Source organism: Streptomyces hirsutus, from assembly GCF_001418415.1.
Classification (GTDB): domain Bacteria; phylum Actinomycetota; class Actinomycetes; order Streptomycetales; family Streptomycetaceae; genus Streptomyces; species Streptomyces hirsutus.
Map to the genome: position 1 here is coordinate 1 of NZ_LIQT01000157.1, position 13,455 is coordinate 13,455.

The 13,455-nt window shown below is 68.1% G+C and carries 8 protein-coding genes; 6 read left to right on the plus strand and 2 right to left on the minus strand.

The window, feature by feature from the left end; genetic code table 11:
• Positions 1-609 (plus strand): DUF5753 domain-containing protein (locus tag AOK11_RS12465; RefSeq protein ID WP_055593748.1); only part of this gene is annotated, 609 nt, incomplete at its 5' end.
• Positions 606-797: a DUF397 domain-containing protein gene (locus tag AOK11_RS12470; RefSeq protein ID WP_055593749.1), complete on the plus strand. Its 192-nt coding sequence runs from the start codon at positions 606-608 to the stop codon at positions 795-797. The genes AOK11_RS12465 and AOK11_RS12470, both read left to right, overlap by 4 nt.
• Positions 798-845: 48 nt before the next feature.
• Here AOK11_RS12470 and pglX read toward each other — a convergent pair whose 3' ends face one another.
• Complete coding sequence (gene pglX, locus AOK11_RS12475) at positions 846-4,574, minus strand: BREX-2 system adenine-specific DNA-methyltransferase PglX (protein ID WP_055593750.1); 3,729 nt, start codon at positions 4,572-4,574, stop codon at positions 846-848.
• 166 nt (positions 4,575-4,740) lie between these two features.
• On the opposite strand from pglX, the gene AOK11_RS12480 reads away from it, so the two are divergent.
• From AOK11_RS12480 to AOK11_RS12495, 4 genes are all read left to right on the plus strand, one after another.
• Positions 4,741-5,271: a hypothetical protein gene (locus tag AOK11_RS12480; protein WP_157869338.1), complete on the plus strand. Its 531-nt coding sequence runs from the start codon at positions 4,741-4,743 to the stop codon at positions 5,269-5,271.
• Positions 5,268-6,647, plus strand: coding sequence for a KGGVGR-motif variant AAA ATPase (locus AOK11_RS12485; protein ID WP_055593752.1), 1,380 nt, complete (start codon positions 5,268-5,270; stop codon positions 6,645-6,647). The genes AOK11_RS12480 and AOK11_RS12485 overlap by 4 nt, the downstream gene beginning before the upstream one ends.
• Entirely contained in the window at positions 6,647-8,098 is a 1,452-nt protein-coding gene (locus AOK11_RS12490; protein ID WP_055593753.1) for a hypothetical protein, read from the plus strand. Before AOK11_RS12485 ends, AOK11_RS12490 begins: the two co-directional genes overlap by 1 nt.
• A gap of 82 nt (positions 8,099-8,180) precedes the next feature.
• On the plus strand, positions 8,181-8,726 hold the full coding sequence (locus AOK11_RS12495) for a GNAT family N-acetyltransferase (protein ID WP_055593754.1): 546 nt from the start codon (positions 8,181-8,183) through the stop codon (positions 8,724-8,726).
• A gap of 113 nt (positions 8,727-8,839) precedes the next feature.
• Here AOK11_RS12495 and pglW read toward each other — a convergent pair whose 3' ends face one another.
• Positions 8,840-13,249, minus strand: coding sequence for a BREX system serine/threonine kinase PglW (gene pglW / locus AOK11_RS12500; RefSeq protein ID WP_055593755.1), 4,410 nt, complete (start codon positions 13,247-13,249; stop codon positions 8,840-8,842).
• Positions 13,250-13,455: the final 206 nt, after the last annotated feature.

The window sequence follows — 13,455 nt, forward strand, 5'->3', positions numbered from 1 at the left end:
GTACTGGGGGCGGCCGCGAAGAGTCTGACTCGGAAGGCGGGGCTGGCGTCGTGGTTCCGGCAGTGGGCGGGGATCGAGGAGGAGGCGGTCTCGCTGTATGCGTATGAGTGCGCGGTGATTCCAGGCCTGCTTCAGCCCGAGCCATACATTCGCGCCCTCTTCGACCGCCGCCTTCCTCCCCTGTCGGAGGAGCAGTTCGAGCAGCAGGTCACGGCTCGTCTCGAACGCCAGCGCCTCCTGACCGAGCGGCCGAACAGTACGTTCAGCTTCGTTGTCGAACAAGCGCTACTGGACCGCCGTCTGGCAGGTGCCGAGGTCACGTACGCACTCCTCAGCAACCTCCTGGATGCGGGCCGCCTCCGAAACGTGGAGATTCAAGTCATGCCTCGGACTCAGGAGGATCACTCCGGCTTCGAGGGCCCTCTCTACCTCGCTGAGACCGTAGAGAATCGCTGGGTGGGCTACGTAGAAGCGCATGACTGCAGCATGCTCGTCACCGACACAAAAGCCGCAAGCGCCATGCTCCAGCGCTATGGCAAGATGCGCTCGCAGGCTTTGAGTCATCAAACCACCGCGAGCCTGCTGGAGCAGATGCGAGGAGCGCTATGAGCACCACCGAACTTGCTTGGTTCAAGAGCAGCTACAGCGGCGGTGGCGGCGGCAACTGCGTGGAGGTCGCTGTGCGCCCTGAGACCGTTCTAGTCCGCGACTCGAAGGACATTGAGAGGCAGCCCCTGGCTGTCTCTCGCGAGGCATGGTCGGCGTTCACGACACTGGCGACCGACTCACGCGTCTGAACTTCCTTTGGGGCAGCGTCTGTTGCTGCCCCAACGAACGCGTCGCGGCTACTCCACGTCCGGCGTGGACTGCTTCGCCGCCGCCTTGCGGCCACGCGTCTTCCGCACCGGGCGCCACGCCTTCAAGTCCTCGGCCCCGACCTGGTGCTTGCGGAGCTGGTTTTCGTACTCAGCCTCCAGTTCGTCGGCCGGTACGTCGCCCCACTCGTCGTCGTACTCGCCGTGCCACTGCTTGACCCAGGGCATGACCTCGTGGAGGCCGGCAAGCAGCGGAACGACCCGTTCGGAACTCCAGCCGTCCCGCGTGGTGCGGGCTGCCAGCAGCTCGAAGAGGGCCTGCGCCTGGTCCTTGTAGTCCCAGCCGGCCCAACCGAGCATCAGCGTCGAGTCGCTGTCGGGCCCGGCCTCGGGGTAGGAGATGAACCGCTCCTTGGGCACATCCAGCTTGCCGCGGTTCGACCAGTAGGACGCGCGGGCAAAGTCGGCGGACGTGTACTTCGGCGGTACGGGGATGTTGAGCCGCTCCCCGGTACGGTCCTCCTCACGCTGCTGCCGCCAGACCTCTTCCCACTGCGCGCGCTTGCGCAGGCCGGGGTCCTTGTAGCGCATCGCGGCGAGGTAGGGCACGTGCTCGTCGGCGATGACCTCGGTCAGTATCTGCGCGAGGGGCAGGTCGGGCTTGCCGAGGTGGTCGGAGGCGTAGAGCGCGGCAACGGAGGTGAAGTCATCGTCCGCGCTGAGCTGGTCGGCAAGGTAGTTGACGGTCATCGGACGGGGCCGCTTGAGCCCGTCCCGGACCTCGTACCAAAGCTCCTGCTTCTCGCACCGGTCCAGCAACCAGTTCCGCAGCGCGGCGCATTCCTTCTTCTTCCATGAATCGGCGGCCCAGCGCCGCTTGCACTCGGGTCGCTCGATGAGGGCGATGCCCTTGCGGGATTTGATGATGTCGATACGCGCTTGGACGATGTCGCGATACCAGTCCGGCCAGCGGATGGGAATTTCGGTAGCGGGGATGGAATCGTGCCGCTTGAACCACTGCTCGACGGCTTCATCCCGCTCAGCATTGGGTGCAATCACGAGCTCAAAGGCACGTTGCCCAAATTTGACATCGGGACATTCAGACAGTCGTTCCGAAGGAACGGTAGCCCTCGCCACGTCTTCCGAACTAAGCAGTCCGTAGAGACCGTACACCTGCCAGTCCAGCTCTTCCTGCAAAGCAATCATCCCGCGATGAATATGCTCGTAGCTGGCACTTGCGCCGCTAAGCACCCTCCGGAGCGGCACTTGCTCCGCAGTCACAGCAGCGGGCTCACACAGCGCGAGCTGACTCGCCGCCGAGTCCAGCATACGTCCAAGCGTAAGCGGCAGTTGCTCGGGAAGAGGGAACTCCTGAAGCTTAGTACCAGTGAACTCATAGAAGCTTTCCCAGGCATACCGTCCCGTAGATCGCTCCCCACCTCGATTCCCTTTATCCTGGCTGACCTGTTTCAACCAGAAGCAAGCAGTCGAAGAGTTCAGCACCCCCAACAGTTCCAGGTGCTCCTCCTCACTGGCCCCCTCAGGCAGCTTGATGACCGGAGCGGAACGATTGAACGCACTTTCACCCCAATCGATCACAAAATGATTATGTGTCGCCACAAAAGCAAAGGCCAGCGCCCTCTTACTAGCCCCGGCATCTTTAGGCAGTTGATGCCACTCATACCACGGGCGGCCTTCATCAAAGTAGGTATTTTTCGAAAAAGTCGCCCGATTCCCCAATTCAACCCTAAGAGGCCAAAGCCATGATGAAGCACTAGGCTCTTCAGCGATCTCCCTCAGGCCATGACTTGAGTCATACGGGAATAGAACACTATTTTGCGCAGCAGCAGACCAGTCACGCACCTCTTCACCAAGCACCAGGGGCCTTACAAGGGAACCGTCCGCTCCTTTGTAAGCAAATGCACGCTTGGGGGCAGTCATAGCATCATCAGCCCCGACGACCCCAAAGAAGCCTACTCTGCGAATAACCTTTCCAAGCCTATTGCGCGATCTCCCCTCAATGGATTGGAACAGCGCTGCCGCGCCTCCCCCACTCACAGACCAAGGGTGCGAGTTGAATTTTTGGGCTGCCACATCCTCCACAGAAACCCAGTCAGAATCAGACCCAGGCACCTTCACCTGCTCCAAAATCGCCTGCCAAACGGCGCCTTGCGCCGCATCCTCTGGCTGCGAAGGCTCGCCCCGCACACCGAGTACAGCTCGAAGCGTCCGATCCGGACTGGGCACACGGTTCTGGCCCACAAGAATGACGGTCGGCGTTCCGTGGCCGGGGATGAAGGCACCGGACGTATCGATCACATGGGACAATTCAACCCGGTTCCGGAAGACATCCTGAATGAGCTTCTTCCCGAACTCCCTCTTCATAAACGAATTCGCGGTGATCTGCCCCACGAACCCGCCACCACCCGCACGCCCACCCGCACCCTTCACCGCCAGCTCGAACAACCGCTGCGCGAATGGCACCGACAACGCATACTTGCCCGCACAGGCGTCGTACGACAGCCGGTAATTCTCGTTCTCCTGCTTGTCCTTAACCGTGATGTAGGGCGGATTCCCCACCACCACGTGATAAGATCCCCGCCCCAACAAATCAACCCGCTTCGCGTACTCCCACACGTCCTCCGTCGAGTACGCGAACGCCCCCTCCTCGCGCCCGATCTGCGCCTCGGCGAACAGCGTGTCCAGGTCGGTCTGGATACCCGCCGCGTCCCGTCCGTGCAGCAGCGAGTCCCCCACCGCCACGTTGATCGGGAACGGCGGCGCGTCCTTCAGCCGCCGCGCCCCCGCCGCCCGCATGGCGGCCACCAGCAGCCGGAACCGGGCGATGCTCACCGCGTACGGGTTCTTGTCGCAGCCGTGGACCGACTCCAGGGACCGGCGCACCAACGTCCAGACATCCGTGCCCGGCTCAGCCGCCCGCCACTTGTCCATCAGCCGGTGGAAGATGCCCAGCAGGAAGTGCCCTGACCCGCAGGCCGGGTCAATGGTCCGCAGGCCGCGCCGTTCCTCCCCGTCCGGGCCCTCCCACGCCGGGTTCAGGCCGAACGCGTCCGTCGAGACGGCTGGTTCAAGCGTGAGGTCGAGGATGAACTCCTCCACGAACTCGGGGGTCTGGAGCAGCGCGTACGTCTTGCGGGCGTGTTCGCTGAGGTCCTGGTAGAGGTCGCCGAGGAAGCGGGTGTCCCACTCGGGGTCGGTGAAGTCGTAGCGGATCTCGCCCTCGGCGCCCCACCGCCGCCAGAACGACAGCAGTTCGGTCGCCGCCTCGTAGCTGGGCGTGATGTTCCACAGGGGATTGTGGGCCTCGTCGAAGAGGCCGGCCGCCGTGTCGTTCGCCTCGCGGATGGCGTCGAACGCGGCGAACAGCCAGTCGCGGTTGTTCTTCGTCGGGTTCTCGCGGAAGTACACCTCGTGCCGGGCCTCCGCCTCCGCGAGCCGCTCCCCCGGGCCCGCGATGAACGGCTCGTCGATGAGGCCGTTGTCCTCGCAGAAGCGGACGAAGACGCAGGCCAGCACCCAGGCCGCCGCGGACTGGGTGACCCGCTCGTCACGCCAGGCCCCGTACGTGGCTGCCGTGCGCCGGGCCTCCCGGGCGTGCCCGTACTCGGCCTCCAGGCGGTCGCGGATCTCGTCCACGGACTCCGTGCGCGCCCGCAGGTCCTCCTCCAGCGCAATGACCTGCCGCTTCAGGTCCTTGAGCAGGGCCTGCGGGTCCACACCAGCCTTGACGTCCGTCACGTTCCGCTTCCTTCTCGATGCACTGCGCGTCCCCCACGGCTCCCTCGTCCACCGTGATCGTCCGTGCTCAGACCCCAATCCTGCCAGGCCGCAGCTGGTCAGCGCAGGGCGCCTCTCGTGCGGAAACGCTCCCTTTCCCGCGGATCACGCCGATAAGGTGATCAGCGTGACGGCTCCGACGACTTCCGCCGCCCCGCCACCGGACTTCCGGGCGGCGAGCGGCCATCATTACCACTCGGCCCGGCTGGCCGCTGCGCGCCGGTTACGCATCGCCGCCGACCATTCGGCCGGGCTGGCCGCCGAATGCGCGATCAAGGCGATCCTCCTCGATTACCTGGGTTCCCGGCTCAACGACAAGCAGCGGCCCTACAACCAGGACCTGGAGCTCGGCTCGCAGCCGAATCTACCCGGGGGCAAGTGGCGCAAGCAGGACCGCAAGGAGTACCTGCACGAGCACCTTCCCGACCTGTGGGGGCAGTTGACCACGATTCTCGACCGTCGGCGGGCGCGTGAGACAGGGGTTCTGTTCCTTCGGCTGATCGGGCACAACCCGTTCCACGACTGGGACGTGTCCGGAAGGTACTGCGACGGTACGACGATCAGCGACGCGGACCTCGACCGGCACCTGCGGGCGGCGTACGAGCTCCTTGCCGCGCATGAGCAGGCGACGTTCTTGGGCACCGGGAGCCTCGCGTGACCACACCCACCGCGGGCTTCGACAGTTCATGGCTGGCCGCGCAGAAGGTGGCCGAGGACGCCGCGGCGCTCGGCCGTGACGTCGTACTGGCCCGTGACCTGCTCGGCCGGTCCTCGCTCCTCATCGACGACATGCAGCAGAAGCTCCCGTCGGACTCCCCCGAATTCACCGCGCTGCGCGAGCGGTTCACCGAGGCCACCCACCCGTTCACCGGAGTGGAGCCGGTACAGACCGCGCGCTCCATGTTCGCGCCGGAGCTGTTCTTCACCGCGCCGGAACTCACCGAGGTGAGCCCGCGCGCCGACGGTGTCGGCAGAGTCTGCACGCTGGAACGCACGGTCGTCGGAACCGACTGGCTCCAGCAGGGCGACCACGGCGACGACAGCACGTCCGGCACTCCGGTCTCCCGGCGGGACCGGCGCGTGGCCCTGTACGGGTTCAAGGGCGGTGTCGGCCGCTCGACCGCGACCGCCGTCCTCGCCCGCCACCTGGCCGACCTGGGCCGGTGCGTGCTCGTCGTCGACCTCGACCTGGAGTCGCCCGGCGTGTCCAACCTGCTCTCGGACGAGGCGGGCAGACCACGGCACGGCATCGTGGACCATCTCGTCGAGGCCGCGGTCGGCAATGCGGACACCCTCGAACTCGTCAGCCGCGCCTCGCTGTTGAACTACCAGAGCAACGGAGAGGTGTTCCTCGCTCCGGCGGTCGGACTGCCGCTGGAAGGACAGCCCTACACCTACCTGTCGAAGCTGAACCGCATCTACACCGACCTGCCGGCCACCCGGGACGATCCGACTCCGCGCCCGTTCGCCGTCCGGCTGGAACAGGCCATCGCCGCGTGCGAGGACCAGGTCGAGAGGCGCGCACGGCGCCCCGACCACGTACTGCTCGACAGCCGCGCCGGAATACACGACATCGCCGCCGTCACGCTCACCCGGCTCAGCGGGCTCGCCCTGCTGTTCGCCGTGGACAACCCGTCGACCTGGGAGGGATACCGGATGCTGCTCTCCGAGTGGCAGCGCCGGCCGGACCGCGCACGCGAACTCCGGGAAAGAATCAGGATGGTGGGCGCGATGTTCCACTCGGCGGGTGACACTGAGCGGCTGGGCGTGCTGCGCAAGAACGCCTACGACCTGTTCGTGGACACGCTGTACAACCTTCCCGACGAGGACGAGCCCGAGCCGTTCTACTCGCCCTACGGCCAGGTGGACGACGCCCCCTACGCGGCGATCCCCATCCTCTTCGGTAACGACCTGGTGGGGCTCGACCCCTCACGCAGTCGCCGCTGGCCGGAGCTGCCGTTCGTGGAGGCCGCGTACAGCAAGTTCACGACTACGGTGGAACGCCTGCTGCCCGAACCGCACGAGGACGCGTGATGAGCGAACCGACGCCCGCCGACTACCGCACACTGCTGATCGAAGCGCTCGGCGCGGCCCCCGACGCGAACACCACCGGCCCCGGTCTGCGGACCCTGTTCACTCCGTCCTCACACCGGCTGGCGCTGGATCCGGACGTCACCGTGGTGCGCGGAGCGCGTGGCACGGGCAAGACATTCTGGGCCAAGGCACTGGTCGACGAGCGGCTCAGGGAGATCGCCGCCGCCTCATACATGATGCCCCGACTCCGGCGCACCCGGGTGATCACTGCGTTCGGGCTGGGGAACGAAGGGACAGGTGAGCCCCCCTTCCCGATGAAGCGGACGCGGGAGAAGCTCGTCAACGACGGCGTGGACCCCCAGGACCTGTGGTCGGCGATCGTCCTGATGGCCCTGGACGTCCCCGAGGTCCGCTCCATCGACACCTGGGCCGACCGCGTCCGGTGGGCACGGGCCAACCCGGAGGCCTACGACACAGCCATCATCCGCGCCGACCGCCACAGTCGCGACCGCGGCGAGACACTCGTCCTGCTTTTCGACGCGCTCGATCACCTGCACGGCGAGCGGGGGCAGGCGGACCGGCTGCTGTCCGAACTGTTCCGGCTGGCCCTCGAACTGCGGCTGACCACCGGCACGTTGCGAGCCAAGATCTTCGTACGGCCGGACATGTACGAGAACGCCCCGAAGATGTTCGCCGACGCCTCCAAACTCGGCGCGAACGCCACCGACCTGGAATGGAGCCGGGAAAACCTCTACGGTCTGCTTTTCCACCAGTTGGGCAACCACCCCACTCCCGAAGCCGAGAAGTTCCGCGCGGCGACCGGTAGGTGGACGGACGAAGACGGCCGGCACGTCGCGCCCGTCGATGTCGTCGCGGACCGGAGACGTCAGGAGGAGGTATTCATCACCCTCGCCGGACCGTTCATGGGCACGGACCGGCGCAAGGGACACACGTACACCTGGGTGCCGAACCACCTCCAGGACGGCAGGGGACGGGTCAGTCCCCGGACGTGGCTGAAGGCTCTCTGCAAAGCCGCTGTGCTGACCGGTGAACGGCACGCGGGCCACCCGGCCCCCCTCCACTACGAGGCCATCCGCCAAAGCCTCAGTTTCGCCGCCCACAACAGGGTGGAGGAGCTGCAGGACGACATCGGCTGGGCGGCCCTCGCGGTGGAGCAGCTGGAGAACAGCCAGGTCCCCCTGCAGCCCTCCGCCCTCTACTACGCCTGGCACCAGGGCTCGCTGGCCGCCAAGGTGAAGGAACACCTGGAAGACCCGCGTTCGGGCAGCGGTCCACGGGCGCTGGACAACCCCGCCGCAGTGCTGGAGGAACTCATCGAGCTGGGCGTGATGACCCGACGCAGCGGAGAGGCGATCGACATCCCGGACATCTACCGGCTGGCGTTCGACATCAGCCGCAAGGGCGGCGTGCCCCGTATGCCGGTCAACTGACAGCCGACAGCAACCGTCAAGCAGAGCGCACAACTGCCTCGATACCTACCGCGTTGCTGCGCCCGCCTCCTGAAGGACTCCCATGCCCGACTCCCCCACCCTGCGTCGGCACAGCGCCGACGATATTGAACTTCTCCTGGATGCCCTCGTCGACACCTGGGCCGACGCCCATGCCGCCCACCCCGACGTCGCCGACGCCGGGTTCACCCCCGACGCCCTGCGCCGCCAGATCACCGGCCACGCTCGTCGCGACGACTTCACTCTGATCACCGCCTACGCCGACGGCCTCCTCATCGGCTACGGTTACGGCTTCCGCTGCACCCCCGCCTACTGGTACGGCGAAGACCTCCTGCCGCGGATCACCCCCGAGGACGCGCGCACCACCGACTCCCTCGTCGGGATCTGCGAACTCGCCGTGCGCCCCGGCTGGCAGGGCCAAGGCATCGGAACCCGTATCCACCAGGCCCTCCTCGACGCGATGCGCCCCCGATGGGTCTCCCTACTCGCTATGCCCGGCGCGCCGGCACAGCGGCTCTACCTCAGCCTCGGCTACCGGTATGCCGGCCCGTACGAGTCCAGCCCCGACGGACCGGTACTCGACTTGCTTCTCCTCCGCGCCGGTTCCTGATCACGCAGGAAACCCGACACGACAGCCGTACATACCGTCAGCCGGTATCCCGCGCCTGCGGCGAGTGACGCACGGCTGCTGCTTCGCCCAGTGGGCGTGCCCCCTTCAGCCCGCTACGCCGGCTGCTTCAGGAACTCCCCGTCCAGATAGGCCAGTTCCCCGTCATTGCGCAGTGCCTCAACCGGTTGTCCGTCCAGGTGCGGGTCCTGGGTGCGAGACTCCATCGGGCACAGGAGCCACAGGCCATGCGGTCCGTCCGAGGGTCGGCGGGCTGCGGCCTGGAGGGTGACCAGGAACGTACGGCCGCCCTCGTCCCAGTAGCGGGCGATCAGGCCCGCGTCATGGAGGAAGAGGATCGTGCGGGGCTCGGCGGAGCGGGCGGCGAGGTCTTCGGCGACGCGCTGCCACACGACGCGGACGAACGTGGCGAGGCCCGGCTTCACGCGGCCGGGCGCGGAGGCCGCGTCGGCGCGCAGGACCGTCCGCCAGTCCTGGCCCTTCTCCGTGGTGAGCTGCCTGAACTCCCGCAGGAACAGTGCCCCGAGGTCGATGGGCACCACCGGGAAGCGGGCGGAGATCGTCTCCGCCGTGCCCGGCAGGCGGGCGGCCTTGACCGTGAGGGCGAGGAAGCCGCCGCGGCCGGCGCTCTCGGTGAGCTGTTCGCGCAGCGCGCCGTGCGGGTCGTCGGGCTCACGGCGCGCGTGGGCCCGTACCGGGGGCAGCATGCTGGTGACCGAGCCGGTGGAGGACCAGGGGCCGGTCGACCGCGGCGCCGGGGGAAGGAAAAGTCCGGCTTCGTCGTCGTGCCGCAGATCGAAGCGAGCCGTCTGGAGCGCGTCCTCCAGCGCTACGGGGGTCGGCTCCCGGCCGTCGGACAGGACGTCGAGACCGGGGAAGCGGGCCCGTACCCGGGCGACGAGTTCGGTCGCCGTGATCCCTCGGTCCGCCCGGACACTGGCGCCGGCCTGCGAGATGCGCAGTGCGCGTTCCAGGCTCAGGTCACGTCGGTACAGCTCCATGCGGGGTGTGTGGCGCACCACGGGTGAGGCCACGGCGGCGGCCAGCGGCACCAAATGGGTGTCGGCGAGAGGGGTGAACCCCTCCGGGGCGGGCACCGCACGCAGCTCCCGGACCACCTCGGCGCGTCCGGGGAGGGGTTCACGGGCGGCGAGTTTCTCCGCGGTCGTGCCCAGCTCCGCCGCGTAGTCGGCCAGTTCGTGGGGGTTCGGGTCGTCGGTGCCGGGCAGGGACTCGGACGCCAGCAGCACGGTGTCGCCGCGCCGGTGCACGGCGAGGCGTGGCTCGTGCCCCTCTTCCTCACGGGTCTCCGCTTCGACGGCGGCACGGACGACGGCCAGCGACCGGGCCAGCACGCGCTCGGGGGTGTCGTCCTGCGCCCCGTGCAGGGCACGGAGCTCCTGGGCGGCCTGCGACGTGGTCATCACACGGCCGAAGTTCGCGACGACCCCGACCAGTTCGGTGCACACCGCCCGCAGCCACTCGGCCTCGGCCCATCGCTTGATCTCCGCCCGGTGGTGGCGGGAGACCGGCGGCTGCTTGATGCCCAGATGCTCGGCGATCCGCGCCTGCACGGGCCAGGGGCCCAGCGGCGAGAGTCCGCCGTCCTCGGGTGGAATACCGAGGGTGAGGCGTACCACGTCGGCGCGGTGCGAGCCCTTGCGGCCGGGAGGCGGGGTCAACAGGCCGGCCATGTCGTCGACCGACAGGATGCCGGTCACCCCGGCCTGCGGGTCCTCGTCCTTCGTCGGAGAGGCAGCCTTGCGCGCCGCCGGTACGGCGGCCTTCCCGCGCAGGGCGGCCGCCCACTGGTTGCGGCGGCGGTTCAGCTCCTTGCGCACCAACGGGCCGGCGCCGCGGGCTTTGGAGATCACGGACGGCTGGATGTCCAGCAACTGGCCCACCGTGGTGGCGCCGAGCCCCGCGGCGACTGTGACCGCACGCGGCGACAGACCGGCCAGCTCCAGCTCCGTGCCGGCGTCGGCGGCAAGGGCCGCCCGGTCCCGTGCCTGCTCCGTGTCCTCCGCCTCGGTGCCCACCGTGGAGGGGGTGGTCGGCGGCCGGTCCGTGTCGGCGTCCCGGAAGACCTTCTGCCAGGCGTCCTTCATCTGCCGCAGCGTGTCGAAGCGGTGCTCGATGTCACGGTGCAGGGCGCGCCGGAAGAAGGCGGTCAGGCCGGACTGCAACGGCCGGTAGAAGACCTCACTGGCGATGTGCAGCTCGGCGGCCTCGTTGGTGAGCGGGTCTATGCGGCCGTCGCCCCACAGCGGCCGCTCACCGCTCGCCATCTCGTGCAGGGTGACGGCCGCGGCGTACCGCTCGGCGTGGTCATCGAAGTGCGGGCGGCGCACCGAACCGAGGAACGGATCGAGATAACCGCGGGTACCGGCCTTCACGTCACGGTCGGAGGCGTCTGTCAGGGAGAAGTCGAACAGCTTCAGCTGCCAGGTGAAGTCCTTGCGGCGCTGGATGCCGAGATTGTCCGGCTTGATGTCGCGGTGGCGGACACCGTTGGCGGCGAGCTGGTCGAGCGCCAGGAACAGATCCTCGCCGAAATTCTCCAGGTCGTCGTAGGTGAGCTGGCCCGTGCCGCGCAGCCGGGCGCCGAGGGACTGCTCACCGGCGTACTCCAGCTGCAGGACCGTACGCGCACCGATCTCGCGCAGCCCGTCGCCGCGCAACTGGACCACGGCGCCGCCGCCGACCAGCTTCAGGGCGCGCTCCTCCGCGCGCAGCCGGTCGGCCTTCTGCTCGTCGAGTGCGATCTTGAAGACACGTTCTTCGACGCGGATCGTGCCGTCGTCGTCCTCCACGGCACGCTCCACGAGCAGTGCCCGGGCCGTGGCCCCCGTGCCGAGGACCCGGCGTACCGACCATTCCTCGTCCAGGGCCTGGCCGGGCAGCGCCTCCAGTGGGTCGACGGCCGGCGCCGCCGCGGAGTCGGGGACGGCACCGGCCCGTTCCGCCTCGTCGAGGAGGTCCAGGAACTCCTCCGCGGAACTGAGGCGGTCGTTGACGTCGGCGCGGGTGGCTTTGAAGACCAATGCGTCGAGTGCGTCGGAGACGCCGTCGGCGACCGCGAACAGATGCAGTCCCGATTCGGTGCGCAGCCGCTCCTTGAGAACGCTGCGCTGCGGGGCCGGCGGCTTGCCGGTCAGGATCAGATAGGAAACGGCACCCAGCCCGAAGATGTCCAGGTCCCCCGGGTCGGGGAAGGGCAGGTCCGTCTCGGGGGCCAGGTACACCTGGGCCGCGTCCTCGATCAGCGCCGCGTCCAGCGCGGAGCCGCCGATGGACAGGAAGAAGGTGGCGTTGCTGTCGAAGTCGCGGGCCGCGGTCTGCCAGTCGGTGATGCGCAGCTCGGGACTGGCGCCCTCCCCTCGGAACGACACGTAGACGGAACGGGCCGCCAACGCCCGGTGGTACAGCGAGCGGCTGTGGGCGTGCCGGACGGCCTCGGCGAGCTGGCGTACCAGGTCGAGGCGGGTCTCGGGGGTGAGCCTGCTTCCGTAGGTGTCCAGATACTGGTCCAGGCGCAGGTCGGTGTGGCGGTGGCGGAAGAGGATCGCCGGCCCGCCCTCGTGGTCGCGCAGTTCGACGGCGTCGACGATGCCACGGTGCGTGATGCCCTGGAGTACCTGGTACTCACGGCGGGCCGCGCGCTCCGTCTTCTTGCGGTCGGCTTCCGTCGCTCCTTGGCTGACCAGGTAGATGCGCACCCGGCCCTCCCCCTGGGCGAGACCGTCGTCCCGCTTCGCGAGACGGTCCTCCCACGAGGCCCCGGCGTCGAGCGGGTGCGGCTCCATCTTCCAGGCGTCACCGAAACGCAGATGGCCGGTCGACTGCCGGATGCCGATGGCCTTGAGCAGCTGAGGCAGCCGGTGCCTGGAGAAATCCTCGGTGATACGCCGCTCGGGCCGGTCGGGGGGCAGACCGAGGAAGTCCTGCCAGATACGGCTCAGACCGCTCGCGCCGTCGTCGCGCCCGTACACGCGAAGGCGCTGGACCTCGTCGAGGTGGCTGACCAGGTCAGGAGCCGACAGGAAGACGGCCGGCTCGATACGCGGAACCATCCGGTCGCTCCGGTAGAGCTTGCGGGCGGCCCACTGAAGCTGACTGCGCAGTTCCTTGGACTTGAGATCGTTGAAGTGCAGCGGGTTGTTGATGGTGCGGGTGCGGTCCTTACCGCGGAAGTTCCAGGTCGAACCGGTGTTGCGGAGCTCACCGGGGTGACTTTTGATCTCGACGAGGAAGAGGCCGGCGGGAACGGCGACCAGCAGATCACACTCGTTGACCCGGCCCGACTGGGCGGTGAAGGAGAAGGTCGCCCAGGCGCGGTACGGCTCGGCCGCGGGCAGGAGGCGCCTGACATGGTCCAGCGCGTCCTGCTCCCAGGGGTAGGGAGAGGGACGCTCCTGGAACCACTGCTGAGCGGGCTTGACCGGCCCCGGCTTGGGTACGGCCGGGCCGGACGTCTGCCGCGGCTCCCCTCCCGTTGCTGCCACTGCGTCGGCCTCCTCACCGCTCGTCCCTCAGGGCCTGACAAATCCCTGGTGGAGCCTACCGCCACGGACTGACGACGCGGTTTCTCCCGGAGAACCAGCCAAGCAGCGGTGACGCCGAGCCCAGGAGCATCGGCAAGGACGTCTCCGCTTCCTGCCGGGCTCGGGGTGCCGCGCGCCCCGCACGGACACCGACGCCTCCGTCGTCG

Excerpts from the sequence above, each read along its gene's own strand:
- AOK11_RS12495 (WP_055593754.1), top strand. The coding sequence starts at position 8,181 with ATGCCCGACTCCCCCACCCTGCGTCGGCACAGCGCCGACGATATTGAA.
- AOK11_RS12470 (WP_055593749.1), top strand. The coding sequence starts at position 606 with ATGAGCACCACCGAACTTGCTTGGTTCAAGAGCAGCTACAGCGGCGGT.
- AOK11_RS12490 (WP_055593753.1), top strand. The coding sequence starts at position 6,647 with ATGAGCGAACCGACGCCCGCCGACTACCGCACACTGCTGATCGAAGCG.